At 71.1% G+C, this 25716-nt stretch carries 19 protein-coding genes and 1 pseudogene; 11 read left to right on the plus strand and 9 right to left on the minus strand.

Features of this window, described 5'->3' with window-relative positions; genetic code table 11:
• Positions 1 to 50 precede the first annotated feature (50 nt).
• The 5 genes from ACFZDA_RS31800 to ACFZDA_RS31820 all read left to right on the plus strand — a co-directional run bounded on the left by ACFZDA_RS31800 (position 51) and on the right by ACFZDA_RS31820 (position 4572).
• Positions 51 to 989: a diiron oxygenase gene (locus ACFZDA_RS31800; RefSeq protein WP_391088391.1), complete on the plus strand. Its 939-nt coding sequence runs from the start codon at positions 51 to 53 to the stop codon at positions 987 to 989.
• Positions 990 to 1076: 87 nt separating this feature from the next.
• Positions 1077 to 2054 carry a hypothetical protein gene (locus ACFZDA_RS31805; RefSeq protein WP_391088392.1) on the plus strand — a complete coding sequence of 326 codons (978 nt, stop codon included), beginning with the start codon at positions 1077 to 1079 and terminating at the stop codon, positions 2052 to 2054.
• A 204-nt stretch (positions 2055 to 2258) separates the two neighbouring features.
• On the plus strand, positions 2259 to 2912 hold the full coding sequence (locus tag ACFZDA_RS31810) for a TetR family transcriptional regulator (protein WP_391088394.1): 654 nt from the start codon (positions 2259 to 2261) through the stop codon (positions 2910 to 2912).
• A gap of 10 nt (positions 2913 to 2922) precedes the next feature.
• On the plus strand, positions 2923 to 3222 hold the full coding sequence (locus tag ACFZDA_RS31815) for a hypothetical protein (RefSeq protein WP_391088396.1): 300 nt from the start codon (positions 2923 to 2925) through the stop codon (positions 3220 to 3222).
• Positions 3223 to 3327: 105 nt separating this feature from the next.
• The gene (locus tag ACFZDA_RS31820) at positions 3328 to 4572 is read left to right on the plus strand and encodes an NlpC/P60 family protein (RefSeq protein WP_391088398.1); all 1245 of its coding nucleotides are present in this window, start codon (positions 3328 to 3330) and stop codon (positions 4570 to 4572) included.
• Here the strand turns inward: ACFZDA_RS31820 and ACFZDA_RS31825 are convergent.
• Genes ACFZDA_RS31825 through ACFZDA_RS31845 form a run of 5 tightly spaced genes read right to left on the minus strand, consistent with a single transcriptional unit; the run spans position 4536 to position 10139 of the window.
• Positions 4536 to 5798, minus strand: coding sequence for a styrene monooxygenase/indole monooxygenase family protein (locus ACFZDA_RS31825; RefSeq protein WP_391088400.1), 1263 nt, complete (start codon positions 5796 to 5798; stop codon positions 4536 to 4538). The two genes, ACFZDA_RS31820 and ACFZDA_RS31825, sit on opposite strands and share 37 nt — an antisense overlap.
• 13 nt (positions 5799 to 5811) lie before the next feature.
• Positions 5812 to 6459 carry an ATP/GTP-binding protein gene (locus tag ACFZDA_RS31830; protein ID WP_391088402.1) on the minus strand — a complete coding sequence of 216 codons (648 nt, stop codon included), beginning with the start codon at positions 6457 to 6459 and terminating at the stop codon, positions 5812 to 5814.
• On the minus strand, positions 6440 to 6862 hold the full coding sequence (locus tag ACFZDA_RS31835) for a DUF742 domain-containing protein (RefSeq protein ID WP_104784842.1): 423 nt from the start codon (positions 6860 to 6862) through the stop codon (positions 6440 to 6442). The genes ACFZDA_RS31830 and ACFZDA_RS31835 overlap by 20 nt, the downstream gene beginning before the upstream one ends.
• The gene (locus ACFZDA_RS31840; RefSeq protein WP_391088405.1) at positions 6859 to 7383 is read right to left on the minus strand and encodes a roadblock/LC7 domain-containing protein; all 525 of its coding nucleotides are present in this window, start codon (positions 7381 to 7383) and stop codon (positions 6859 to 6861) included. Before ACFZDA_RS31840 ends, ACFZDA_RS31835 begins: the two co-directional genes overlap by 4 nt.
• Positions 7380 to 10139, minus strand: coding sequence for a nitrate- and nitrite sensing domain-containing protein (locus ACFZDA_RS31845; protein ID WP_391088407.1), 2760 nt, complete (start codon positions 10137 to 10139; stop codon positions 7380 to 7382). Before ACFZDA_RS31845 ends, ACFZDA_RS31840 begins: the two co-directional genes overlap by 4 nt.
• Before the next feature lie 356 nt (positions 10140 to 10495).
• On the opposite strand from ACFZDA_RS31845, the gene ACFZDA_RS31850 reads away from it, so the two are divergent.
• Positions 10496 to 11281: a protein phosphatase 2C domain-containing protein gene (locus ACFZDA_RS31850; protein WP_391088409.1), complete on the plus strand. Its 786-nt coding sequence runs from the start codon at positions 10496 to 10498 to the stop codon at positions 11279 to 11281.
• Between the two features lie 17 nt (positions 11282 to 11298).
• On the opposite strand, the gene ACFZDA_RS31855 is transcribed toward ACFZDA_RS31850, so the two are convergent.
• Both ACFZDA_RS31855 and lon read right to left on the minus strand, forming a co-directional pair.
• Complete coding sequence (locus tag ACFZDA_RS31855; protein ID WP_391088411.1) at positions 11299 to 11790, minus strand: MarR family transcriptional regulator; 492 nt, start codon at positions 11788 to 11790, stop codon at positions 11299 to 11301.
• Between the two features lie 175 nt (positions 11791 to 11965).
• A complete protein-coding gene (gene lon, locus ACFZDA_RS31860; protein ID WP_391088413.1) occupies positions 11966 to 14380 on the minus strand; it encodes an endopeptidase La in 2415 nt (804 codons plus the stop codon).
• A 95-nt stretch (positions 14381 to 14475) separates the two neighbouring features.
• Between lon and ACFZDA_RS31865 the strand changes: the two are divergent.
• Positions 14476 to 14926 (plus strand): annotated as a pseudogene (locus ACFZDA_RS31865) (GNAT family N-acetyltransferase).
• Here ACFZDA_RS31865 and ACFZDA_RS31870 read toward each other — a convergent pair.
• Positions 14895 to 15746, minus strand: coding sequence for a rhomboid-like protein (locus ACFZDA_RS31870; protein WP_391088415.1), 852 nt, complete (start codon positions 15744 to 15746; stop codon positions 14895 to 14897). The pseudogene ACFZDA_RS31865 and the gene ACFZDA_RS31870 overlap by 32 nt on opposite strands.
• 171 nt (positions 15747 to 15917) lie before the next feature.
• On the opposite strand from ACFZDA_RS31870, the gene ACFZDA_RS31875 reads away from it, so the two are divergent.
• From ACFZDA_RS31875 to ACFZDA_RS31890, 4 genes are all read left to right on the plus strand, one after another.
• Positions 15918 to 16595: a spermidine synthase gene (locus ACFZDA_RS31875; protein WP_391088416.1), complete on the plus strand. Its 678-nt coding sequence runs from the start codon at positions 15918 to 15920 to the stop codon at positions 16593 to 16595.
• Between the two features lie 124 nt (positions 16596 to 16719).
• Positions 16720 to 17460 carry a response regulator transcription factor gene (locus ACFZDA_RS31880; protein ID WP_010040369.1) on the plus strand — a complete coding sequence of 247 codons (741 nt, stop codon included), beginning with the start codon at positions 16720 to 16722 and terminating at the stop codon, positions 17458 to 17460.
• Positions 17457 to 18569: an ATP-binding protein gene (locus tag ACFZDA_RS31885; RefSeq protein WP_391088419.1), complete on the plus strand. Its 1113-nt coding sequence runs from the start codon at positions 17457 to 17459 to the stop codon at positions 18567 to 18569. Before ACFZDA_RS31880 ends, ACFZDA_RS31885 begins: the two co-directional genes overlap by 4 nt.
• 281 nt (positions 18570 to 18850) lie before the next feature.
• Positions 18851 to 22678 (plus strand): multifunctional oxoglutarate decarboxylase/oxoglutarate dehydrogenase thiamine pyrophosphate-binding subunit/dihydrolipoyllysine-residue succinyltransferase subunit, encoded by a 3828-nt coding sequence (locus tag ACFZDA_RS31890; protein WP_391088420.1) that lies wholly within the window; start codon positions 18851 to 18853, stop codon positions 22676 to 22678.
• A 78-nt stretch (positions 22679 to 22756) separates the two neighbouring features.
• On the opposite strand, the gene fxsT is transcribed toward ACFZDA_RS31890, so the two are convergent.
• Complete coding sequence (gene fxsT, locus ACFZDA_RS31895; RefSeq protein ID WP_391088423.1) at positions 22757 to 25714, minus strand: FxSxx-COOH system tetratricopeptide repeat protein; 2958 nt, start codon at positions 25712 to 25714, stop codon at positions 22757 to 22759.
• Positions 25715 to 25716: the final 2 nt, after the last annotated feature.

Genomic DNA, 25716 nt, shown 5'->3' on the forward strand with positions numbered 1-25716 from the left:
CACAGTCTCATAAGAGGGACGGTGACGTGTGCACAACGAGGTGGGCAGCCATGACGACTCTGACGGAAGCCGACGCGCTCGACGGACTGCGCGATGCCCTGGGCCTGCTCAAGGACAGGGAGCAGGTGGCCCGGCGGCTGCTCGACTCCTCCGCCAAGCACTCCTTCGACCCGGACGAGGAACTGGACTGGGACGCGCCCTTCGAGGAGGGCAAGTGGTTCTGGCCGCCGGAGCTGGTCTCGCTCTACGACACCCCGATGTGGAAGCGGATGAGCGAGGAGCAGCGCATCCTCCTCTCCCAGCACGAGGCCGCGGCCCTCGCCTCCCTCGGCATCTGGTTCGAGATCATCCTCATGCAGCTCCTGGTCCGCCACATCTACGACAAGGCGGCGACGAGCGCGCACGTGCGCTACGCGCTCACCGAGATCGAGGACGAGTGCCGGCACTCCAAGATGTTCGCCCGCCTGATATCCCACGGCGGCACGCCCTGGTACCCCGTCAGCCGCGTCCACCAGCACCTGGGCCGCCTGTTCAAGACCATCTCGACCACCCCGGGTTCCTTCACGGCGACGCTCCTCGGCGAGGAGGTCCTCGACTGGATGCAGCGCCTGACGTTCCCCGACGAGCGGGTCCAGCCCCTCATCCGCGGCGTCACCCGCATCCATGTGGTGGAGGAGGCCCGCCACGTCCGCTACGCCCGCGAGGAACTCCGCCGCCAGATGGTGACGGCCCCCAAGTGGTCCCAGGAGTTCACCCGCATCACCTCCGGGGAGTTCGCCCGGGTGTTCTCGGTGGCGTTCGTCAACCCCGAGGTCTACACGAACGTCGGCCTGGACAAGCGGGAGGCCCTCGCGCAGGTCCGGGCGAGCGGGCATCGCCGCGAGGTCATGCAGACCGGGTCCAGGCGGCTGACGGACTTCCTCGACGACATCGGGGTGCTGCGCGGAGTCGGGCGACGGCTGTGGAAGTCGTCGGGGCTGCTCGCCTGAGGACCCGGCCACGTCATGTCCATGCGGGGTGACTACTGTCCTCCTTGAACTCGTCACCCTCCGTGGCCCTCAAGGAGATCACTCCGCATGTCCCCTCACATCCGCCTCGCCGCCCTCGGGGTTACGACCGCCCTCACCCTGACCGCGTGCGGCGGCCAGGCGGCCTCGGACTCCGGCGCCGACGACACCCCGCAGGGCGTGGTCACCCGGGCCGCCGCCAAGAAGATCGCCGACCACTACCAGGAGGTCAACAACAAGGCCAACGCCGCGCGGGACGAGAAACTCCTCGGCACGGTCGAGGCGGGCCAGGTCTACGCGATGGACCAGGCCACCTACACCCTCTTCGAGACCTGGCCGAAGAAGGAGCAGCAGGCCTACACCAAGCCCTTCTCCTACCAGGACCGCGAGTACGTCATCCCGGAGAAGGGCACGGCCACCTGGTTCGCCGTCCGGGCCAAGTCCAGCGAGAACAGCGAGAACAGCGTGCTGCTGGTCTTCGACAAGGTCGGCGGCACGTACAAGATGGTGCTGTCCCTGTGGGCCGACGGCGAAGAGCCCCCCAAGCTCGCCGTCGACCGTCACGGTCTCGCCGAGGCCGTCGACCCCGACACCAAGGTCGGCAAGCTCGCCCCCTCCGAGATCGGCGCCGCCTACGAGGACTTCCTCGAGACCGGCGGCAAGAAGGAGGGCAAGGCGCTGACCTCCACGAAGCCGGTCGAGAACGCCAAGCAGACCTACCGGCGGAGCAGCACCGAGGGCGCGGCCGGCGGCAAGGCCACCGAGAAGTTCTTCACCAAGTCCCCGGCCGACCCGAGCGTGTACGCCCTGCGGACCGCCGACGGCGGCGTCCTCGCCCTCTTCCCGGCCGCCCACAAGCAGGAATCCCTGCTGAAGGAGTCCTACCGCTCCATCGCGAGTCTCGTTCCCAACGACGAGCAGTCCGCTCTCGGCGCCACGAGGGGCCCCCTGATCACCGACACGTTCGAGGGCCAGGGCCTGGCCGAACTGACGCCCAAGACCGCCCGGATCACGGCCGTGGACTTCCAGCACGTGGACGCCCGCTAGGACGTGTCGGGGGGTGTCCGCCCGCAGCGGTTGGCGCGTCAGCGAACAGTCAGCCGGCGTCCGACCCCATCGCGCCGTTCCGAGGACGCCCCCCCGACACGGCCCCACCCACAACCGGCGAGCGGCGCTGAGCGCACCCCCACCACACCCGCGCAGGCCGCCGCAGGCACCCGGTTCAACCACCGGCGGTTTACGCTGCCGGTCATGACACCAGCCGCCCCCACCCCCGCCTACCGGCGCCTCAGCGTCGAGGAACGCCGCAGTCAGCTCCTCACCGCCGCGCTGAACCTCTTCGCGCACCGCGCCCCGGAGGACGTCTCCCTGGACGACGTGGCGGAGGCGGCCGGGGTGTCACGGCCCCTGGTCTACCGGTACTTCCCCGGCGGCAAGCAGCAGCTGTACGAGGCCGCCCTGCGCTCCGCCGCCGACGAGCTCCGGCACTGCTTCGACGAACCCCGCGAGGGCCCCCTGCTCCCCCGCCTGTCGCGCGCCCTCGACCGCTACCTGGGCTTCGTCGACGAGCACGACGCCGGCTTCAGCGCCCTCCTCCAGGGCGGCAGCGTCGTCGAGACCTCACGGACGACGGCCATCGTCGACGGCGTACGCCGCGCCGCCGCCGAGCACATCTTCCGGCACCTGGAGGTCACCGACCCCGGCCCGCGCCTGCGGATGACCGTCCGGATGTGGATCACCGCCGTCGAGGCGTCGTCGCTCATCTGGCTCGACGAGGACAAGCAGCCCCCCGCCGGGGACCTGCGCGACTGGCTCGTCGAGCAGTTCGTGGCCATGCTGACGGTGACCGCCCGCCGCGACCCGCAGACCGAGGCCCTGGTCCTGGCCGTCGCGGAGGATGTCTGACACTGATCCCGTGAAGAGCGAAGACACCCCCTTCGAGGGCGGCCCCATGGACGGCAGGGTCCTGCCCGTCCTGCTCGGCATCACCGGCCACCCGCCCAAGACGTACCGCATCCCCGTCCCGGACCCCGCCGGCGGCCCGCCCACCGTGCTGGTCTACCGCCGCGTGCCCCGGGGCCGGGGCGGAGTCGGACTGACCCACCGCTGGAAGTACGAGTACGCCCCCGAGGGCGCACCGGCCCGCCGGCTCAACTGGCCCTGGTCGAAGCCAGACGCCACGCCGCCCGGCAAGCGGGACGACGCCGACGGGTGACCCCGTTGCGCCGAACCGCGCACACCCACCGCGCGCACCTCGCGCACACGCCTGATCCTCACGGTGTCCGGCGGCAACAGGCCGCCCCGCAACGGAGGTGATGGCATGTCAGGAAGCCTTCTGCGCCTGGTCTGCACGGCGGCGGTGGCAGCGACGACCGTCCTCGCTCCCGCCCCTGCCACGGCGGCCCCGGAACCGGAATCCGGCCCCGGGCAGGACCCCGCCGCCGTCTCCGGCCTCCTGACGGACCTTCAGCAGCTATACCGGAAGGCGGAACAGGCCACCGAGGCCTACAACGCCACCGAGGAGAAACTGAAGAAACAGCGCGCCGAGACCGACCGCCTGGACCGCGCCCTCGCCCGCACCCGGCTCTCCCTGCACGACAGCCGGGGCGCGGCCGGCCGTCTGGCCCGGCAGCAGTACCAGAGCAGCACCGACATCTCCCCGTACGTACGCCTGCTCCTGGCCCGCGACCCGCAGCACGCGATCGACCAGGGCCGGGTGATCGGCAGGCTGGCCCGGGAACGCGCGGACACCGTCGGCCGGCTGACCGGCGACGAACGCAGGGCCCGGGACCTGGCCCGCAAGGCCCGCAAGGCCCTCGACGACCAGCTCGCCCTCGCCGAGCGGCGGAAGAAGGAACAGGACGAGGTCCGCGAGCGGCTCCACGACGTCGAGGAACTGCTCGCCTCCCTCAGCCGCGACCAGCTCACGGCCCTCGCCGAGTTCGAGAGGCAGGGCGTCGCCGAGGCACAGCAGAAGTTCATCGCGTCGGGCGCGCTCAGCAGCGTCACCGACGGCGACGACAGCAAGAACAACGGCAAGAGCACCGGCATCCGCAAACCGTCGGCCGACGGCGACCGCGCCCTGCGCTACGCCGTGCGGCAGATCGGCAAGCCCTACGCGTGGGGAGCGCAGGGCCCGGAGTCGTACGACTGCTCGGGCCTGACCTCGCAGGCCTGGGCTCAGACCGGGACACCCATCCCCCGGACCAGCCAGGAGCAGTGGAAGCGGCTGAAGCGGATCCCGCTTTCGAAGCTGCGGCCGGGAGATCTGATCGTGTACTTCCCTCAGGCCACACACGTGGCGCTGTACCTCGGCGACGGCATGGTCGTCCAGGCGCCCCGGCCGGGCGCGAAGGTGAAGGTGTCCCCGATCGCGGCCAACCCGGTCCTGGGCGCCGTACGCCCGGACCCGGACGGGAAGCCCCTGCGGCGCTACGAGCCACCTGAGCTCCCCGAGGGCGCCACGGACGGGCCGGACGAAGGATACGAGGGCTACGAAGGATACGAGGGCTACGACGGCGAAGGAACCTACGCGGCGCCCGCGCCGGACACCTCGACCAGATAGGCCTGCGCCTTGGCCGGGTCGTAGAAGAAGTTCTCGAAGTCGGCCGGGTCGTTGAAGCCGTTGGCGAACCGGTCGGCGACCGGCTGGAGCTCACCGGCGGCGCCGATCAGGTTCAGGATGTGCTCCGGCGGCGGCGCGAGCATCGCGTTGGTCCACTTGGTGACGTGCTGCGCGGTGGCCCAGTAACGGTCGAAGGTGGCCCGCATCCACTCCTCGTCGAACGGCTTGTCGCCACGCTCGACGATCGAGGAGAGGTAGGCGGCCGCGCACTTGGACGCGGAGTTGGAGCCCTGGCCGGTGATCGGGTCATTGGCCACGACGACGTCCGCCACACCCAGCACGAGCCCGCCGCCGGGGAGACGGCCGACGGGGTTGCGGACGGTGGGGGCGTAGCGTCCGGCCAGCGTGCCGCCGGCGTCGGTCAGCTCGACCTTGGTGGCCCGCGCGTACTCCCAGGGGACGTACCGCTCCATGAGTTCCAGGGTCAGGGAGAGGTGCTCCGCCGGGTCCTTGACGCCGTTGAAGACGTCGAGCGGGCCGCCGGGTACGCCTTCCCAGAACAGGATGTCGGCGCGGCCGGAGGTGGTCAGGCAGGGCATGACGAACAGTTCGCCGACGCCCGGCACGAGGTTGCAGCGGACGCCCTCGGTGTCGGGGTGCTCGGGCCGCGGGCCCAGGCCGTGGACGTAACTCACGGCCAGCGCGCGTTGCGGCTCGCTGTAGGGGGAACGCTCCGGGTCCCGGGCGAACATCTGCACCAGCTCGCCCTTGCCGGCCGCGACGAGCACCAGGTCGTAGGTGCGGGCGAAGTAGTCGAGGTCGCCGACGGCCGCGCCGTGGATGACGAGCTGCCCGCCGCGCTGGGCGAACGTCTCCATCCAGCCGGCCATCTTCACGCGCTGGTCGATCGACTGGGCGTACCCGTCGAGCCTGCCGAGCCAGTCGATGGCACGGGCCGCGGGACCCTCGGCCCAGGAGCCGGGGGCGGCGACCGAGACGCCGAGTCCTTCGATCTTCGGGGCCTGGGACTCCCAGAAGTTCAGCTGGAGATCGCGCTCGTGCTGCAGGGCCGTGTGGAACATGCACTGCGTCGACATGACCCGGCCGGTACGGATCTCGTCCGCCGTCCGGTTGGACATCAGGGTGACCTCGTACCCCTGCGACTGGAGGCCGAGAGCGATCTGGAGCCCGGACTGACCGGCTCCGACGACGAGTATCTTCCGCATGCGGGTGTTTCCTCTACTCGGGGGTTTCGTCGAGCGCGTGGCCCACCAGGGCCAGGAGGGTCTCGATCACGGAGATCCGGCGACGCGCGTCCATGATCATGACAGGTATGTGTCGCGGGATGGTCAAGGCCTCCCGCACATCCTCCGGCTCGAACAGCTCGCTGCCGTCGAAGTGGTTGACCGCGACCACGTACGGCAGTCCGGAGCTCTCGAAGTAGTCCAGGACCGGGAAGCAGTCCTTCAGACGGCGGGTGTCGGCCATGACGACGGCGCCGATCGCGCCGCGCACGATGTCGTCCCACATGAACCAGAACCGCTGCTGGCCCGGCGTGCCGAACAGGTAGAGCACCAGGTCGTCGTCGAGCGTGATGCGCCCGAAGTCCATGGCCACGGTGGTGGTGGTCTTGCCCGGCGTGGCGGTGAGGTCGTCGGTTTCCTCGCTCGCCTCGGTCATCAGCGCCTCGGTCTGCAGGGGCGTGATCTCCGAGACGGCGGTGACCAGCGTGGTCTTGCCCACGCCGAAGCCGCCCGCCACCACGATCTTCGTGGCGATGGGGGCGCGGGTGCGGTCCGTCTCCCAGGCGTGCATGCTCTCGCCGGGCTGGACGAACGGGGATGTACCAGCGACGCCGTGAGCGGCGTCAGAGACGACGGAGTCCACTCAGCACCCTTTCCAGCAGAGCTCGGTCCGGGCGGCCCGTGCCATGGCCGGTTCCCGTCCCGTACACACGGATCTTTCCCTGGTCCGCGAGGTCGCTGAGGAGCACGCGGACCACGCCGAGCGGCATCTTCAGCAGCGCGGCGATCTCGGCCACCGTACGCATCCGGCGGCACAGTTCGACGATGGCCCGCAGCTCCGGCATCACCCGGGTGGACAGGTGGCCGTTCGTCAGTTCCCTGCGCTCCTCCGGGGCGTCCAGCGCGGCCGTGCTCGCCACGAACGTCTCCACCAGCAGGACGTGGCCGAAGCGGGTACGGCCGCCGGTGAGCGAGTAGGGGCGGACCCGGGCGGGTTTGCGGTCACCGCCGCGGACCGGGAGGTGCTGTTTCGGCGTACTGCTCATCGGGCACTCCCCGTCGTCTGGGAATCCTCCAGGGATTTCCGCAGTTCGCTGCGGAGCTCGGGCGTCAGGACGTGACCGGCGCGGCCCACGAACAGGGCCATGTGGTACGCGACCACGCTCATGTCGCAGTCCGCGGAGCCGTGGACGCCCAGCAGCGAGCCGTCGCTGATGGACATCACGAACAGGCTGCCCTCGTCCATCGCGACCATGGTGTGCCGGACCGCGCCGAAGTCCATCAGCTTGGCGGCGCCGACGGTGAGGCTGCCGATGCCGGAGACGACGGTGGCCAGGTCGGCGGCGGAGCCGCGCGGGCCGGTCTTCTTGACCCCGCTGCCCTGGAGGGCCTGACGGGCCTGCTGGTTGCGGTGGTCGTCGGAGGACAGCAGGAGCAGTCCGTCGGACGAGACGACCGCGACCGAGAGGATGCCGGGTACCTCCTCGACCAGGTTGGTCAGCAACCAGTGCAGGTTGCGGGCCTCACTGCTCAGTCCGATCAGTCCGAAGGTACTGGGAGCGGTCAACTGCTTGCCTCCTCGACTGTGCCCCCCGTGGCTTCTTCGGATTCAGCTGGTTGTGCTGCGCCGGTGTCCGGCCGCTGGTGCGAGGCCGTCTTCTCGGCGATCTCGGCCTCCACCTCGCGGTAGCCGGCCTGGGCGCCCTGCCGGAAGCCGCCGAGGCGGCGGCGGAGGGCTTCGGCGTCGACGGAGCCGGTCCGCTGGCGCGGGGCCTGGGACGGGGCGGTGATCTTGGGAGTGCGCTTGGGGAGGCCCTTGTCGGTGACGCGGTCCTCTTCGTCGTCGGGTGCGCGTTCGTGTTCCGCCTCGGCTTCGCCTTCGGCGGTGTCGTTCTCACCCGCACCCCCCGTGCGGGTTTCGTCGTCGGGTGCGGGTGGCCCCTGTGGGGCGGATTCGCCGTCGGCGGCCGGGGGTGCGTGGCCCGGGGCCGGCTCGTCCTGCGGGATCGGGGCCAGCACCATCGTGGTCTCGGCGGGGGTCTCCGCCGGTGCGGCCGGCTCCGCCGCCGCCTCCTCGCGCTCCACCGCCTTCTCCGCCAGCGTCACCAGCGGGTCCCCGTTGCCCGCGCGGCCGTGCAGGACGTTGGAGTTGGCCTCGGCGTCGGCGCCGGGGAACGCGACGGTGTGGCCGGAGCCGGTAAGCGGGCCGGAGGCCGGGACGGCCACCGCGGGGGCCGCCGCCAGCAGGCCGCGGGGCAGGACGACCACCGCCGCGACACCGCCCTGCTTCTGCTCGCGCAGCTGCACGCGCACACCGTGCCGGTGGGCGAGGCGGGCCACGACGTACAGGCCGAGGCCGAGACCGTCCTCGCCCTCCTGGTCGTAGGGCGCCTCCGGGTCGAAGTCGGCGAGGCGGGCGTTGAGGCGCTCCAGCCGGTCCTCGGCCATGCCGATGCCCTCGTCCTGGACGGACAGCATCACCTCGCCGTTCTCCAGCAGCCAGCCGGAGATCTCGACGGGCAGGTCGGGCGGCGAGAACGAGGTGGCGTTCTCCAGGAGTTCGGCCAGCAGGTGGGACAGGTCGTCCGCGGCGAACCCGGCGATGTGCGCGTGCGGCGGCAGCGCGGCGATCCGGACCCGCTCGTACCGCTCGATCTCGCTGACCGCGGCGCGGACGACGTCCACGAGCGGCACGGGCCCGGCGGTGTGCTGGACGTGCTCGGTGCCGGCGAGGACGAGGAGGTTCTCGCTGTGCCGGCGCATCACCGTGGCGAAGTGGTCGAGCTTGAACAGCGTGGCGAGGCGGTCCGGGTCCTGCTCGCGCTCCTCCAGGTTCTCGATGACGGCCAGTTGCCGCTCGACCAGGCCGAGGGTGCGCAGCGCGAGGTTGACGAACGTACCGCCGATGGCCGTGCGCAGCCGCTCCAGCTGGGCGGCGGACTGGGCGAGTTCGCCGCGCAGTTCCTCGCGGGCGTCGGCCATCTTCTGGCGCTGGCCGACGAGGTGCTTGCGGTCGGACTCCAGCGTGGAGATCCGCTCGGTGAGGGCGACGGTGTGCGCGTGCAGGGCGTTGACGGAGCGGACGACCTGGGCGAACTCGTCGTTGCGGCCGGTGAACTTGACGGGTTCCTCGGCCGCCGGAACCTCCGCCTCGGCCAGCCGCTTCGAGCCCAGGCGCAGGACCGCGAGGGGGCGGGTGAGGCTGCGGGCCATACCCGTGGCGACGCCGACGGCCAGCAGCATCAGGGCGCCGAGGACGGCGATGCGGATCTCCAGCGCGGTGACGTCGTCGTCGCGCAGGACCTCCAGGTCCTTGGTGCGGCGGTCGTAGAGGGCGGACTCCACGCCGCGCATCAGGTCGACCCGGGCGGACAGGGCCGCGTCCAGCTTCCGGGTGCTGGTGGAGAGTTCGCCGCCGGCGAGGGTCGGCTGGTCGGTGAGCATGGCGAGGTACTTCTCGGCGGAGTTGACCTCGGTGCCGGTGACCGTGTTGTCGAAGGAGGCGCGGGCCGCCTTGGGCGCGGTGTCGCGGAAGTCGGCCAGGGCCGCGTCGGAGCGCAGCCGGGCCTGCTGGGCGGCGGCGCTCAGGGCGTCGCGCTGCCGGGTGTCGGCGTCCGAGGAGGTCTCGGTGGGCAGGCCGGTGACCGGGTCGATGACGGTCTCGGTGCCGCGCGGCACGCTGAGGGCGGCGAGCAGCAGTCCCCGGGCCGCGGCGGCCTGCTGGACGGCGGAGTCCAGTTCGGCCAGCGCCTGTCCGCCGGAGCCCGCGCGGGGCGGTGTCTGCTGCGCCAGTTGCTCGGCGAGCCGGTGGAGTTCGGTGATGGCGGCGGAGTACGCCTGGTGCGCTTCGAGGGCGCTGCTCTTGCCGGTGAGCGCGGACCGGCGCACGGCCGCGATGTCGTCGAGGTCGGAGCGCAGCGAGGCGGGCGTGTCGCTGTCGCCCCGCAGCTCCTCGACCTGCCGGTCCACGCGGGCGCTGCGCTGCTCGGAGGGCGCCTTGGACTTGGGGCGGCCGGCCGCGATGTAGGAGGTGACGTCGTCGCGCTCGTCGGCGAGGGAGTGCGCGAGGGCGAGGGCGCCCTGCGTCTGCTCGGCGAGCGTCACCAGCTCCTGGGAGTCGTGGAGTTGCCCGGAGGCGGCGAGGACGGACGGGGTGCCCGCACCGGCGATGGCCGCGGCGACCACGGCCACGGCGACGATGAGCCGGTTGCGTACATGGGTGGGGCGGCCCTTGCCGGTGGGGGGCGTCGGCTCAGCGCCCTGAACGGGGGCCGTCTGCTTGCCTGTGCGACGAGGCCGCGACTTCTGCACCGGTGCTCGCATTCCTGACTCGTGAACTCATGGGCCCGGATGACGCTCCGTCAACTGGCGCGCACCCCAGGTACACTCCCCGACCCTCCCAGCGCCGGTGGGCAGCGCACGTGCATCACCTGACCCGCCACCCGAAGGAGTGAACCCCGGAGGGGAGTTGGCGGGCAAGTTCCGCTGGCCCTTGCAGCCGCCTTGTGCGGCAGGCCGGTTGGACGCCGCGCGCGGGCGGTGGCAGTATTCGCCACCACGCCTTCCCGGAACAAATCATTCCATCCCAAACGGGGCGTCTGACCTGCAAGGCTGCATCGGTCCGGCAACCATTGCCAGCGTCTTGCGGACCTTGTGAAGGGCTCGTGCAGACTGGCTGGATGCGTACGGAACTCGCCTCGGAACCGGGAGACGCGGACCGCCCCAACGAGGACTTCGCCAGTGTCGGACTACCGGCCTGCGGACAGGGCGGTTCGGTCGTCGTCCTGGACGGGGTCACACCACCGAAGGGCGGGACGGGTTGTCTGCATTCCGTCCCCTGGTTCACCGCGCGCCTCGGCGGCACCCTGACCGAACTGACCGTTTCACTCCCGGATGTCCCCCTGGTCGACGTCTTGTCGCGCGCCATCGCGCGTACCGCCGAGGCACACGCCTCAACCTGTGACCTTTCTCACCCCCGCACTCCTCAGGCCACGGTGGTGGCGGCCCGCTGGTCCCCCCAGGCGGTGGAGTACCTGGTCCTGTCGGATTCGGCTCTCCTCGTGGAGTCCCCGGACGGCGTGGTGACGCCCCTGCTGGACGACCGGCTGGCCCTTCTCCCCCGCTCGGCTCTGGCCACGGACGCGCTGGTGGACTCCACGCTGCGCAACAGGGAGGGCGGCTTCTTCACGGCGGCCGCCGATCCCTCGGTGGCCCGGCGGGCGGTGACCGGCACCCTGCCCCGGCGGGAGGTCCGCGCCCTGGCCGCCCTGACGGACGGCGCCGCCCGCTGGGTGGAGCGGTTCGCGGAGGGCGACTGGACGGACTGCTTCCACCTCCTGCGCAAGGAGGGACCGCAGACGCTGGTGGACCGGGTACGGACGCTGGAGCGAACGGATTCGGCCAGGTCGTTCCTGGGCAGGAGCAAGGCGCACGACGACGCGACGGTCGTGTACGTCGAGTTCTAGTGCCCCGGCACCGGGTGCTACCTCTCCATGCCCCGGTTGAGCTGGTGCAGCAGCCGGGCCAGCTCCGTGACCTCGCGGGTGTCCCAGTCGGCCAGGCGGCCGGCGTAGCGGGCGCGGCGGGCCTCGCGCACCCGGCGGACCCGGTCCTCACCCTCCTGTGTGAGGGCGACCAGCCAGGCGCGGCCGTCGGCGGGGTCGGGCTCGCGGGCGATCAGGCCCAGGTCCTCCAGGGCGCGCAGCTGGCGGGACATCGTGGCCTTGCCGACGCCGATGTAGGCCGCGAGCTCGGTGGCCCGCTGCTTGCCGCACTCGTCCAGCCGTACGAGCAGGCCGTACGCGGACGGCTCCAGGTCGGGGTGGACCTCCCGGGCCATCTCCCCCTGGTTGGCCCGGGCCCGCCGCAGCAGCACCGTCAGCTCCCGCTCCAGCGCCAGAAAAGCAGTCTGATCCACACCGGTTCCGGCCAGGGAGGCGTCCCGGTGTCCGTCGTCGTTGCCGTCCTCGTGCACGTGAGCCCTGCCTCGGTTGTCGCCCGGTACCTGCAATTTTCCGCCACCTGCGGCCATCGCCGCAGTTCGGCAAGTATTCCGCAGGTCACGGGGTGCGCGTCCACAGGGCCGCCACAGGGTGAAGGCCCGGGCCTCCCTCATGGGACCCGGGCCTTCCCTTGTCCGGTGACCTCCGTCACGCGGCCACCGGAACCTCCGGCGCCGTGTCCGCGGTGGCGGGCGCGAGCGCCAGCTCGAGGACCTGGCGGACGTCGGTGACGGTGTGGACGTCGAGCTTGTCCAGCACCTGAGCCGGGACGTCGTCCAGATCGGGCTCGTTGCGCTTGGGGATGATCACGGTGGTGACCCCGGCGCGGTGGGCGGCCAGCAGCTTCTGCTTCACGCCGCCGATCGGCAGGACCCGGCCGGTCAGCGAGACCTCGCCGGTCATCGCCACGTCCGTGCGGACCAGACGGCCGGACAGCAGCGAGGCGAGGGCCGTGGTCATCGTGACGCCGGCGCTGGGGCCGTCCTTGGGGACCGCGCCCGCCGGGAAGTGGATGTGCACGCCCCGGTCCTTGAGATCACCCACCGGCAGTTCCAGCTCGGCACCGCGGGAGCGCAGGAAGCTCAGCGCGATCTGCGCCGACTCCTTCATCACGTCTCCCAGCTGACCGGTCAGGGTCAGCCCGGCCGCGCCCGTCTCCGGGTCGGCCAGCGACGCCTCCACGTACAGCACGTCACCGCCGGCGCCCGTCACCGCGAGGCCCGTCGCCACGCCCGGCACGGACGTCCGGCGCTCGGCCGGGTCCTGGGCGGACTCGGGCATGTGGTGCGGCCGTCCGATCAGCGAGCGCAGGTCCTCGTCCCGGACGGTGAACGGCAGCTTCCGCTCGCCCAGTTCGTGCTGGGCCGCGACCTTGCGCAGCAGCCGTGCGATCGACCGCTCCAGGTTGCGCACGCCCGCCTCGCGCGTGTACTCACCGGCGAGCTTGCGCAGCGCGCCCTCGTCGATGGCCACCTCTTCCTTGTCGAGCCCGGCGCGCTCCAGCTGCCGGGGCAGCAGGTGGTCGCGGGCGATGACGACCTTCTCGTCCTCCGTGTAGCCGTCCAGCCGGACGATCTCCATCCGGTCGGCCAGCGCCTCCGGGATCGCCTCCAGGACGTTGGCGGTCGCGAGGAAGACCACGTCCGACAGGTCCAGCTCGACCTCCAGGTAGTGGTCCCGGAAGGTGTGGTTCTGCGCCGGGTCGAGCACTTCGAGCAGGGCCGCGGCCGGGTCGCCCCGGAAGTCCGAGCCCACCTTGTCGATCTCGTCGAGCAGCACGACCGGGTTCATCGACCCGGCCTCCTTGATGGCACGGACGACCCGGCCGGGCAGGGCACCGACGTACGTACGGCGGTGACCGCGGATCTCGGCCTCGTCGCGCACACCGCCGAGGGCGACGCGCACGAACTTGCGCCCCATCGCGTGGGCGACGGACTCGCCCAGGCTGGTCTTGCCGACGCCGGGCGGCCCCACGAGCGCGAGCACGGCACCGCCGCGCCGCCCGCCGACCACGCCCAGCCCCCGTTCGGTACGCCGCTTGCGCACCGCCAGGTACTCGGTGATCCGCTCCTTCACGTCCTGGAGGCCGGAGTGCTCGGCGTCGAGGACGGCCTGCGCGCCCTGGATGTCGTAGGCGTCCTCGGTGCGCTCGTTCCACGGCATCTCCAGGACCGTGTCGAGCCAGGTGCGGATCCAGGAGCCCTCGGGCGACTGGTCGGAGGACCGCTCCAGCTTGTCGACCTCCTTGAGCGCGGCCTCCCGGACCTTCTCGGGCAGGTCGGCGGCCTCCACCCGGGAGCGGTAGTCGTCGGACTCCTCGCCCTCCTGCTCGCCGTTCAGCTCGCGCAGCTCCTTGCGGACCGCTTCGAGCTGGCGCCGCAGCAGGAACTCGCGCTGCTGCTTGTCGACGCCTTCCTGGACGTCCTTGGCGATGGACTCGGCCACGTCCTGCTCGGCGAGGTGGTCGCGCAGCTGCTGGGTGGCGAGCCCCAGCCGGGCCACCGGATCGGCGGTCTCCAGCAGCTCGACCTTCTGGTCGGTGGTCAGGAACGGCGAGTAGCCGGAGTTGTCGGCGAGCGCCGAGACGTCGTCGATGGCCTGCACCCGGTCGACGACCTGCCAGGCGCCGCGCTTGCGCAGCCAGGCGGTGGCGAGGGCCTTGTACTCCTTGACCAGGTCGGTGACCTGGCCGGGCAGCGGCTCCGGGACGGATTCGTCGACGCGGGTGCCCTCGACCCAGAGGGCCGCGCCGGGACCCGTGGTCCCCGCACCGATCCTCACCCGGCCCCGGCCGCGGATCAGCGCGCCCGGGTCGCCGTCGGCCAGCCGGCCCACCTGCTCGACGGTGCCGAGGACACCGGTGCTGGCGTACGTGCCGTCGATGCGCGGCACCAGGAGTACCCGGGGCTTCCCGGGTGTTGTCCGAGCAGCGGCCTGGGCGGCCTCCACCGCGGCACGGACCTCGGAGTCGCTCAGGTCCAGCGGGACCACCATCCCGGGCAGGACGACCTCGTCGTCGAGCGGCAGCACGGGCAGGGTGAGCGGTGTGGACGTCGAAGCCATGATCTCCCCTTCGGCAGTCAAGTTGAGCTATGCCGACTCAATGCGCGGGAGCCGCCGGATGTTCCCCACCCGCCGTTCGCTGTGAGCGATCGACCGTGACGCGAGGGGCGATCAAGGTCGTGGAGTCGCGGGTCGTGTCGCGCGGGGCTGCTCCGCCCGTGACGGAGCCGTGGGGCCGCACGATCGACGTGGGGTCGAAGGGGCGCGTCACACGGCACGTGCCCGACGGCTACCGGCTGCGCAGCTGGTCGCGCGGCGGGGTGACACGTGTGATGGTGGCCGCGCCGGACGGCTCCTGGCGGCGCGCGGACAGATCGCCCCGACGGGCGCCACCGCCGTCGCCGACCAGATCGAGACGGCCCCGCGGAGCATCGTCGCAAGGGACTCGGCAGCCTCGTCATACGGACGCTGCGGAGCGCCGCCGTACGACACGGGGCACACACCGGTGTCCTCGCCGGTACGCCGGCGGGGCGAGGGCTGCACGAGGCGCTGGGCTGGGAGGTGGTGGCCCCGCTCACCAGCGCGAAGCACGAACCACGGACCTGAACGGCCCTGCCTTCAGCCCGGAGTGGGCTCGCCCCCCGCGCCACCGCCGCAGCACCGGCCAGGTCGCGATACCGATGGCCAGGGCGATCAGATGCCCCCAGTTCGTCAACGGGTCGGTGAGGGCGAGCAGGTCCTGGAGCAGCATTCCGCCGAAGCCGGCCAGCAGCGGCACGCGCAGCCAGAGCGGCAGCAGTCCGGCCAGGGCGCCGGTGCCGGCGGCGACGCCGAAGCTGACGCCGTAGTCGAGGCGGTGCAGCGAACTCGCGGGGAGCTGCCCGGCCAGCACCGCGAGCCCCACCGGGACCTCGGTCGCCAGGGTCGCGAGGACGTGCCCGAGCAGGAAGACACCGGCCGTGCGCAGGCCGCCGATCCGCCGTTCCAGCGCGGTCAGCACGAGCACGAACCCGATCGCGAACGGCGAGGCGACCCCGCCCGCGAGCCACAGCGCACTGCCGACCAGCACCAGCTCCGGTGTCCGCACCAGGTGCGCCACATCCGTACTGGAGCCCTGGAGCAGGGCGTGCACCGGAGCGGGGTCCGCGTACGCGGAGAACAGCGAGGTCAGACAGAGGACGATGCCGTAAGAGAAGGTGAACGGCGTCCCCGTGGGAGTGGGGAGCAGCCGCCAGACCCGCGGCGTCCGAAGCCGGGGCTTCTCCACCGCGTCGGGCTCGCGTACATCCGGACCCGCGGTCCCGCACGGCACCCGGCCGCCGGCCCGCTGCCGCGGCACCCCGTCCAAGAGCGCCGGCACGTCGGAGACGGGCGCGCCCGCAGGCGTCGGCGTGGCCGTCTGGTCGGCCGGCGCGGTGCGTTCCACGGCGGGCGCTCCTTCCGTCATGTCCCACCCTTCGCGCACCTCCATCCTCTGTCTGTGACGGGCGTCACGCGAGACCCGATTCACAGCAACCCGACAGCGGCGCACGGCGTCCCCTTGCGGCCACTCCGTAATGCTTGGCGCCGGACACCCCTCACCTGCCAGGATGCCCGGATGCCCACCTCGAACGACATCCCCCTCGTGCTGGACCGTCGCGAGGGTCCGCACGGCGAGGTCGTGCTGCGACGGCACGGCGACCGGCTGGAGATCATCGCGAACGGCTGTTTCCTGATGGACACCTCCGACGGCCGCTCGGAGCGGCGGCTGGTCGACGCGGCCCTGGACGCCCTGGCCGGCAGGGACCGCCCGGAGGTGCTGATCGGCGGACTCGGCGTCGGCTTCTCCCTCGCGCACGCGGCGGCGGACCCGCGCTGGGGAGGGATCACGGTCGTGGAACGCGAGCGGGCGATTGCCGAATGGCATCGCGACGGCCCGCTCTCCGTATTCTCCGCCGAGGCCCTCGCCGACCCTCGTACGCACATCGTCGAAGCCGATCTCGTGGCCTACGTCAATGAGACATCCGCCACGTATGACGCCCTGTGCCTCGACATCGACAACGGACCCGGCTGGACCGTCACGGAGGGCAACGAAATTCTCTACGGCGAGGCCGGACTGGCAAGCTGTGTACGGGTGTTGAGGCCCGGCGGGGTGCTCGCCGTCTGGTCCGCCCAGCCCTCTCCGGAATTCGAAGAAACCCTGCGGAATGTCGGGTTCCAGCAGGTGCGTACCGAAGAGATCCCGGTTGCCCGGGGCGTTCCGGACGTCGTGCACCTCGGCATCAGCCCTGGATAGCAAAGGTGTGCTGACTCCCCGTACGCTGCTCCTCTGACGCCGATCATTCAAGCGTCAATCGCAACCATGCGCAGACCGAGGAATCACCCCACTGATTCCGGAAAGCACACCCCAGGGGCGGGCGATGGAGCAGACACACACCTCCCACAACGGTTCGGCGACGGCTACTCCGGGCGCACAGCGCCGGGTTCTCGTCGTCGAGGACGACGCCACGATCGTGGACGCCATCGCGACCCGCCTGCGAGCCGAGGGATTCCTCGTGCAAACAGCGGGTGACGGTCCGGCCGCCGTCGACACGGCCGAGGCCTGGCAGCCCGACCTGCTGATCCTCGACATCATGCTGCCCGGCTTCGACGGTCTGGAGGTCTGCCGGCGCGTGCAGGCCGCCCGGCCGGTGCCGGTGCTGATGCTCACCGCGCGCGACGACGAGACCGACATGCTGGTCGGGCTGGGCGTCGGTGCCGACGACTACATGACGAAGCCGTTCTCGATGCGGGAGTTGGCGGCGCGGGTGCACGTGCTGCTGCGCCGGGTGGAGCGGGCCGCGCTGGCCGCCGCGACGCCGCGCAGCGGCATCCTGCGCCTCGGCGAGCTGGAGATCGACCACGCGCAGCGCCGGGTCCGCGTGCGGAGTGAGGATGTTCACCTCACGCCGACCGAGTTCGACCTGCTGGTATGCCTGGCGAACACCCCGCGCGCGGTGCTCTCCCGCGAGCAGCTGCTCGCCGAGGTCTGGGACTGGGCGGACGCCTCCGGCACCCGGACCGTCGACAGCCACATCAAGGCGCTGCGCCGGAAGATCGGCGCCGAGCGGATCCGCACCGTGCACGGTGTGGGCTACGCCCTGGAGACCCCCACGCCATGAGCGGCGGGCCGGCCGCACGGAGAAACCCCCGGGAGCCGGAGCCCTGGGGCGGGGTGAGCCCGTTCTCGATCAAGACCAAGCTGGGCGCGCTGGTCGTCATCTCGGTACTGATCACCACGGGCCTGTCGGTGATCGCGGTGCACACGAAGACGGAGCTGCGCTTCATCACGGTCTTCTCGATGATCGCCACACTGCTCATTACGCAGTTCGTGGCCCATTCGCTCACCGCGCCGCTGGACGAGATGACGGCCGTGGCCCGTTCCATCTCGCAGGGCGACTACACCCGCCGGACGCGGGAGAACCGCCGCGACGAGCTCGGCGACCTGGCTGTGACGATCAACGCCATGGCCGACGAGCTGGAGGCGCAGGACAGCCAGCGCAAGGAACTCGTGGCCAATGTCTCGCACGAGCTGCGCACGCCCATCGCGGGACTGCGCGCGGTGCTGGAGAACATCGTCGACGGCGTCACGCAGGCCGACCCGGAGACGATGCGCACGGCGCTGAAGCAGACCGAGCGGCTCGGCCGGCTGGTGGAGACGCTGCTGGACCTGTCCCGGCTGGACAACGGCGTCGTACCGCTGAAACAGCGTCGGTTCGAGGTGTGGCCGTATCTGTCCGGCGTGCTGAAGGAGGCCAACATGGTCGCCTCCGTGCGCGCGGGCATCGCCACCGGTTCGGGCAGTCACACCCGTACGGACGTCCATCTGCACCTCGACGTCCACCCGCCGGAATTGACCGCGCACGCCGACCCGGAGCGCATCCACCAGGTCGTGGCGAATCTCATCGACAACGCGGTCAAGCACAGCCCGCCGCACGGCCGGGTGACGGTCAAGGCGCGGCGCGGCCCGCTGCCGGAGTCGCTGGAGCTGGAGGTCCTGGACGAGGGCCCCGGCATTCCGAAGTCCGAGTGGCACCGCGTCTTCGAGCGGTTCAACCGCGGCAACGTCAAGCGGCCGCAGGGGCCGGGGAGCGACGGCGGCACGGGTCTCGGGCTGGCCATCGCGCGCTGGGCGGTTGATCTGCACGGCGGGCGGATCGGAGTGGCCGAATCCGAGCGGGGTTGCCGGATTCTTGTCACTCTTCCGGGACTTCCATCTGTGCCAAGTTGACGTAAAGTTCGAAGTGGAGCCACAAGATCCACGGGCGTCCGCACAGACGGACACGTGTGATCAGGCAAAGGCCCGCGCCGTCGGCGCATGAGGCCCTGCCCCGCCCTTCCCTCTTTAAGCGGAACCACGTTTGTTTCCCGCCATTTCAAGCCCCGAAACACACTTCAAGATGTGACTTGCACGACGTTGAACGGGCCCGACCTGACCTACCCGGTCCTGGGGGCGTAGCCTTGATTCCCGCTGTCCATCATCTTGTGAAGCGGAAGAGGGCGGTTGCCGCCGTGTCGCCACAGTCCCCCAGTAACTCGAGCATCTCGACCGACACCGACCAAGCGGGGAAGAACCCTGCCGCGTCGTTCGGTGCCAACGAGTGGCTCGTCGACGAGATCTATCAGCAGTACCTCCAGGACCCGAATTCGGTAGACCGAGCCTGGTGGGACTTCTTCGCCGACTACAAGCCGGGGGCGGCTGCCGCCTCGGCTCCGGCGGGTACCGCGGCCGCGGGGGCCGCGGGGACCACCACCGCTCAGCCGACGGCCCAGGCCGCCCCGGCCCCCGCCCCCGCGGCCCCGAAGCCCGCGGCCGCCGCGCCGGCTCCCGCCCAGGCGAAGCCCGCCGCGCAGGCGCCGGCTCAGGCTCCCGCCCAGGCCCCGGCTCAGGCTGCGGCTCCGGCGAAGGCCGCCCCGGCCGCCAAGCCGGCTGCCGCGAAGCCGAAGGCCGAGCCCGCCGGTGAGGCCCCCTCGGGCCCCGAGCAGGTCGTGCTGCGCGGCCCCGCCGCCGCGGTCGCGAAGAACATGGACGCCTCCCTGGAGCTGCCCACGGCCACGTCCGTGCGCGCGGTCCCGGTGAAGCTGCTGTTCGACAACCGCATCGTCATCAACAACCACCTCAAGCGGGCGCGTGGCGGGAAGATCTCCTTCACGCACCTCATCGGCTACGCGATGGTCCAGGCCATCAAGGCGATGCCGGCGATGAACCACTCGTTCGCGAAGGTGGACGGCAAGCCGACCCTGGTCAAGCCGGAGCACGTCAACCTCGGTCTCGCCATCGACCTGGTCAAGCCGAACGGCGACCGCCAGCTGGTCGTCGCGGCGATCAAGAAGGCCGAGACGCTGAACTTCTTCGAGTTCTGGCAGGCCTACGAGGACATCGTCCGCCGCGCCCGCGACGGCAAGCTGACGATGGACGACTTCTCCGGGGTCACGGTCTCCCTGACCAACCCCGGCGGCCTCGGCACCGTGCACTCCGTGCCGCGTCTGATGCCCGGCCAGTCCGTGATCATGGGCGTGGGCTCCATGGACTACCCCGCGGAGTTCCAGGGCACCTCCCAGGACACCCTGAACAAGCTCGGCATCTCGAAGGTCATGACGCTCACGTCGACCTACGACCACCGGGTGATCCAGGGCGCCGCCTCCGGCGAGTTCCTCCGCCAGGTCGCGAACCTCCTGCTCGGCGAGAACAACTTCTACGACGAGATCTTCGAGGCGCTGCGCATCCCCTACGAGCCGGTCCGCTGGCTCAAGGACATCGACGCCAGCCACGACGACGACGTCACGAAGGCCGCCCGCGTCTTCGAGCTGATCCACTCCTACCGGGTCCGCGGCCACGTCATGGCCGACACCGACCCGCTGGAGTACCAGCAGCGCAAGCACCCCGACCTGGACATCACCGAGCACGGCCTCACGCTCTGGGACCTGGAGCGCGAGTTCGCCGTCGGCGGCTTCGCCGGCAAGTCGATGATGAAGCTGCGCGACATCCTCGGCGTCCTGCGCGACTCGTACTGCCGCACCACCGGCATCGAGTTCATGCACATCCAGGACCCGAAGCAGCGCAAGTGGATCCAGGACCGCGTCGAGCGCCCGCACTCCAAGCCGGAGCGCGAGGAGCAGCTGCGCATCCTGCGCCGCCTGAACGCCGCGGAAGCGTTCGAGACCTTCCTGCAGACCAAGTACGTCGGCCAGAAGCGCTTCAGCCTGGAGGGCGGCGAGTCCGTCATCCCGCTGCTGGACGCGGTGCTCGACTCGGCGGCGGAGTCCCGCCTGGACGAGGTCGTCATCGGCATGGCCCACCGCGGCCGCCTGAACGTCCTCGCCAACATCGTCGGCAAGTCGTACGCGCAGATCTTCCGCGAGTTCGAGGGCAACCTCGACCCGAAGTCGATGCACGGCTCCGGCGACGTGAAGTACCACCTGGGCGCCGAGGGCACCTTCACGGGCCTCGACGGCGAGCAGATCAAGGTCTCCCTGGTCGCGAACCCGTCGCACCTCGAAGCCGTCGACCCCGTCCTGGAGGGCGTCTCGCGCGCCAAGCAGGACATCATCGGCAAGGGCGGCACGGACTTCACGGTCCTGCCGGTGGCGATCCACGGCGACGCGGCCTTCGCGGGCCAGGGCGTGGTGGCCGAGACCCTGAACATGTCGCAGCTGCGCGGCTACCGCACCGGCGGCACGGTCCACATCGTCATCAACAACCAGGTCGGCTTCACCGCGGCCCCCGAGTCCTCGCGCTCGTCGATGTACGCGACGGACGTGGCGAGGATGATCGAGGCCCCGATCTTCCACGTGAACGGCGACGACCCCGAGGCGGTCGTCCGCGTTGCCCGTCTGGCCTTCGAGTTCCGTCAGGCGTTCAACAAGGACGTGGTGATCGACCTCATCTGCTACCGCCGCCGCGGTCACAACGAGTCGGACAACCCGGCCTTCACCCAGCCGCTGATGTACGACCTGATCGACAAGAAGCGCTCGGTGCGCAAGCTCTACACCGAGTCCCTCATCGGTCGCGGCGACATCACCCTGGAAGAGGCCGAGCAGGCGCTGCAGGACTACCAGGGCCAGCTGGAGAAGGTCTTCACGGAGGTCCGCGAGGCCACCTCGCAGCCGACGATCGTGGAGACCTCCGACCCGCAGGCCGAGTTCCCGGTCGCCGTGAACACCGCGGTGACCACGGAGGTCGTCAAGCGGATCGCCGAGTCCCAGGTCAACATCCCCGACCACATCACCGTCCACCCGCGCCTGCTGCCCCAGCTCCAGCGCCGGGCGGCGATGGTCGAGGACGGCACGATCGACTGGGGTATGGGCGAGACCCTCGCGGTCGGCTCCCTCCTCCTGGAGGGCGTCCCGGTCCGCCTGGCCGGCCAGGACTCGCAGCGCGGTACGTTCGGCCAGCGCCACGCGGTCATCATCGACCGCAGCACGGGCGACGAGTACACGCCGCTGCAGTACCTCTCCGAGGACCAGGCGCGGCTCAACGTCTACAACTCGCTCCTCTCCGAGTACGCGGCGATGGGCTTCGAGTACGGCTACTCGCTGGCCCGCCCCGAGGCGCTCGTGATGTGGGAGGCGCAGTTCGGCGACTTCGTCAACGGCGCGCAGACGGTCGTGGACGAGTTCATCTCCTCGGCCGAGCAGAAGTGGGCCCAGACGTCCGGCGTCGTCCTGCTCCTGCCGCACGGCTACGAGGGCCAGGGCCCGGACCACTCCTCGGCCCGCCCGGAGCGCTTCCTCCAGATGTGCGCCCAGAACAACATGACGGTCGCCATGCCGACGTCGCCGTCGAACTACTTCCACCTCCTGCGGTGGCAGGTGCACAACCCGCACCACAAGCCGCTGGTGGTCTTCACGCCGAAGTCGATGCTGCGCCTGAAGGCGGCGGCGGCCAAGGCGGAGGAGTTCACGACGGGCCAGTTCCAGCCGGTCATCGGTGACGCCTCGGTCGACCCGGCCGTGGTCAAGAAGGTCGTCTTCTGCGCCGGCAAGGTCTACTACGACCTGGAGGCCGAGCGTCAGAAGCGCGGTGTCACGGACACGGCGATCATCCGCATCGAGCGCCTGTACCCGCTGCCGGGTGCCGAGCTCCAGGCGGAGATCAAGAAGTACCCGAACGCCGAGAAGTACCTGTGGGCCCAGGAGGAGCCGGCGAACCAGGGTGCCTGGCCGTTCATCGCGCTCAACCTGATCGACCACCTGGACCTGGCGGTCGGCGCGGACGTCCCGCACGGCGAGCGCCTGCGCCGCATCTCGCGTCCGCACAGCTCGTCCCCCGCGGTCGGTTCCGCGAAGCGGCACCAGGCCGAGCAGGAGCAGCTGGTGCGTGAGGTGTTCGACGCCTGAGCCACTGAACACCGGCTCGTAGCAGGGCCCGGCCCCGGGGACATGTCCCCGGGGCCGGGCCCTTCGCCGTGCGGAGTGTCAGATCGGCTGCGGTTCGAAATCCCAGTAGGGGCGGTGACGTTCCAGGATGTACTGCGTGTGCGGGTGATCCGGGCCGAGCAGGACCGTGAGCCGGGCGGCGACGTCGTGGTGCAGTTTCTCCGCCTCGGCGCGGTGGCCCAGGCCGGCCAGGTCGAGAGCGAGACCGGCGCGCAGGCTGATCGTCAGGATGTGATCGTCGCCCAGCACGCGCGCGGAGCGTTCGGCGGCGTCCCGGCCAAGAGCAGCCGCGGCGTCCGTCTCCCCGTGGGCGGCGAGGGCGGCCACCCCGTTCTTGGCGCAGCCGATGGCCCATGGATGATCCCGTCCGACGGCCTGCTCCATCTCCCGGACAGTGGTCAGGGACAGCTCCAGAGCGGCACGCCGGTCCCCCATGTCCCGCATGACGGTGGCCACGTTGTCCCGGGCTCCGACGCAGTAGGGGTGCTGTTCGCCCAGCAGGGCCGCGTACTGCCCGGCGGTGAGCTCGGCGAGCGCCCTGGCCTCGGCCGCGCGCTCCATGTGCCGCAGCAGCATCGCGTAGTCGCAGGAGACCATGAGCGTTTCGGGGTGCGAAGCGCCGCGTCGGCGCAGCAGCTTCTCCCGTACCTCCCGCATCATCGCGTACGCGAACTGGAGGTCACCGTCCCGGCGGGCGCACAGCGCGAGGTTGTGCTCGGCCTGCAGGGTCTGGCTGTGGTTGCGGTCGAGGACCTGGCTGTGGACGCGGGAGTTGTGGCCCTGGATCGTCATCGCCTCGCGGTAACGGCCGAGCAGCCGCAGCATCCAGGCGCTGCGCAGCGCCGAGTTGAGCGTGGCGACGTCCTTGCCGCCGAGGAGCTGGACCCGGGCCTCGAAGACGCTGCGGTGCAGGGCGAGCGCCTCGGAGTAGTGGCCCTGTAAGCCGATGGCGACGGCGAGGTTGCTCCGGATGCTGAGGGTGCGCGGTACGTTCTCTCCGCCGAGTTCCCGCGCGGCGCTCTCGGCGGCCTCCTCGAACAGGGTCCGGGCCTCCGTGTAGCGGCCGAGCGCCATCAGTGTGCCGCCGAGACCGTCTTTGGCGCGGATCACTTCGATGGGGCGGACCCCGGCGGCGTCGTTCAGCCGCCGCAGGTTCTCTTGGCCGACCTGCTCCGCCTCGGTGTACCGGCCGAGTCTGCGCAGCATGTTGCCGAGCTGGTGGACGGCGACGAGGACCGACCGGTCGGTGTCGCCGAATGCGGGCCGCCAGTTGTCCACCGCGAGGCGGCTCAGGGCCCAGCCGTCGTGGTACTCGCCGCGCATCCGCAGGTACTCGACGCAGTTCAGCACGAGGTCCCGGACATCCCGGTCGGAGGACTTCAGGGCACCGGATGGTTCCAGGTGCGGGATGATCACGGAGTACCGGGCCCAGTTGCCGGCAGAGGCCGAGTCGCGCGGGTCGGCGGAGACCAGCACCCTGCGCGCCGCGGCGGAGTAGCGGGTGGCGTCGGCAGGCGACTGCACGGACCGCACGAACCGGTGGAACAGGCGGTGCATACGAACCGTGCCCACGGTCTGCGTGTCCATGCGGGGGCCCTGCTCGTACTCGATGCGCATGGAGGTGACCTCGGAGAGTCTGCGCAGCGCGGTGTTCCAGCTGCTGGGCTCTGCGATCAGTTCGGCCAGCTCGGGCGGCAGGTCGGCGAGCCGGGCCGTCTGCAGCAGGCGTACCGGGACCACGTCGTGGGCGAAGCAGACCAGCAGGTTGAGCAGCTGCCAGGCGGGTTCGTGGCTCTCCCGCAGTGTGTTGATCAGCTTGGACCAGGCGATCTCGTACTTCGGGTGATGGCCGGAGGCCATGACGCCGAAGCGGTCCGGCTTGCCGTCCCGGATGTCGCGTATGTAGTCGTTGACGGGGACGCCCGGGTTGAGCTGGAGCCAAGCGGCCGTCTGGTCGAGCAGCAGGGGCATGTCCTCCACCGCCTGGGCGAGCCGCTCCGCCTCATGGTCGGTGAGCCGCGCGGCGCGCCGCCGGGCGAACGCGACACTCTCCCGGCGGGCGAAGGCCGGCACGTCGATGACCTCGGCGTGGGCCGACCACTCACCTCGGTGGGTGGTGACGAGGACGTGTCCACGTCCGTCGGGGACGAGCCCGCTGAGCCGCTCGGGCTCGTCGGCCCCGTCCAGGACGAGCAGCCAGGGGCGGGCGGTGCCGTCGAGCTCACGCTGTACCGCCTTGATGGTGGCCGACAGGTCGCCGGTGCCCGGAACACCCATGGCCGGGGCGAGCTCGGCGAACTGCTGACGCGCGGTGACGCGCTGGGCGGCGCTGATCCACCAGACGATGTCGTACTCGCCCGCGTACCGGTGGACGTACTCCATCGCGAGCTGCGTCTTGCCGTTCCCGCTGGGCCCGCGCAACGCCACGGCGGCACCGTCCCGACCGGTCGCCGAGAACGCTCCGTACACCTGCTCCAGCAGTTCGGAGCGACCGACGAAGCGGTGGTTGCGCCGCGGTACGCCGCCCCACACCGCCGGCGGGTCGTCCGGGAAACGCGGGCCGCGGCTGAGGTCCGGGGCGACGGGGCCCGCGATGCCCGCGAGGTCCAGGACGCGGCCGCGGGCCACCTCGGGAGTGAGGCCGCGCAGTTCGACGGGGGCGAGGGCGATGGCGGCGGAGGGCATCGGCCGGGCGGTGACGCTGACGGCGGCGACGCGGTCCCCGTGCTCCGTCAGCAGTCGCCTGAGCACGCCGGCCCAGGCGTCGAAGCGGTCGCGGTCCAGTTGTTCGTGCCAGTCGTCGATGACGAGCAGGATCCGGCCCGGGGCACTCAGCAGGTCGTTCAGCGCCTCGGCGGTGGCCGGGCGCCGCAGCGGATTCCAGCGCACCAGCGTCGTGGCCCGCCCGGCGGCCCGGATCTGGTGCTCGATCCACTTGGCCCAGGATTCGCTCTGCCCGGCGAAGATCACTGTGACGTGTCCGAGCTCCGCCGCCATCT

This window comes from Streptomyces sp. NPDC007991 (assembly GCF_042958445.1).
GTDB lineage: Bacteria > Actinomycetota > Actinomycetes > Streptomycetales > Streptomycetaceae > Streptomyces.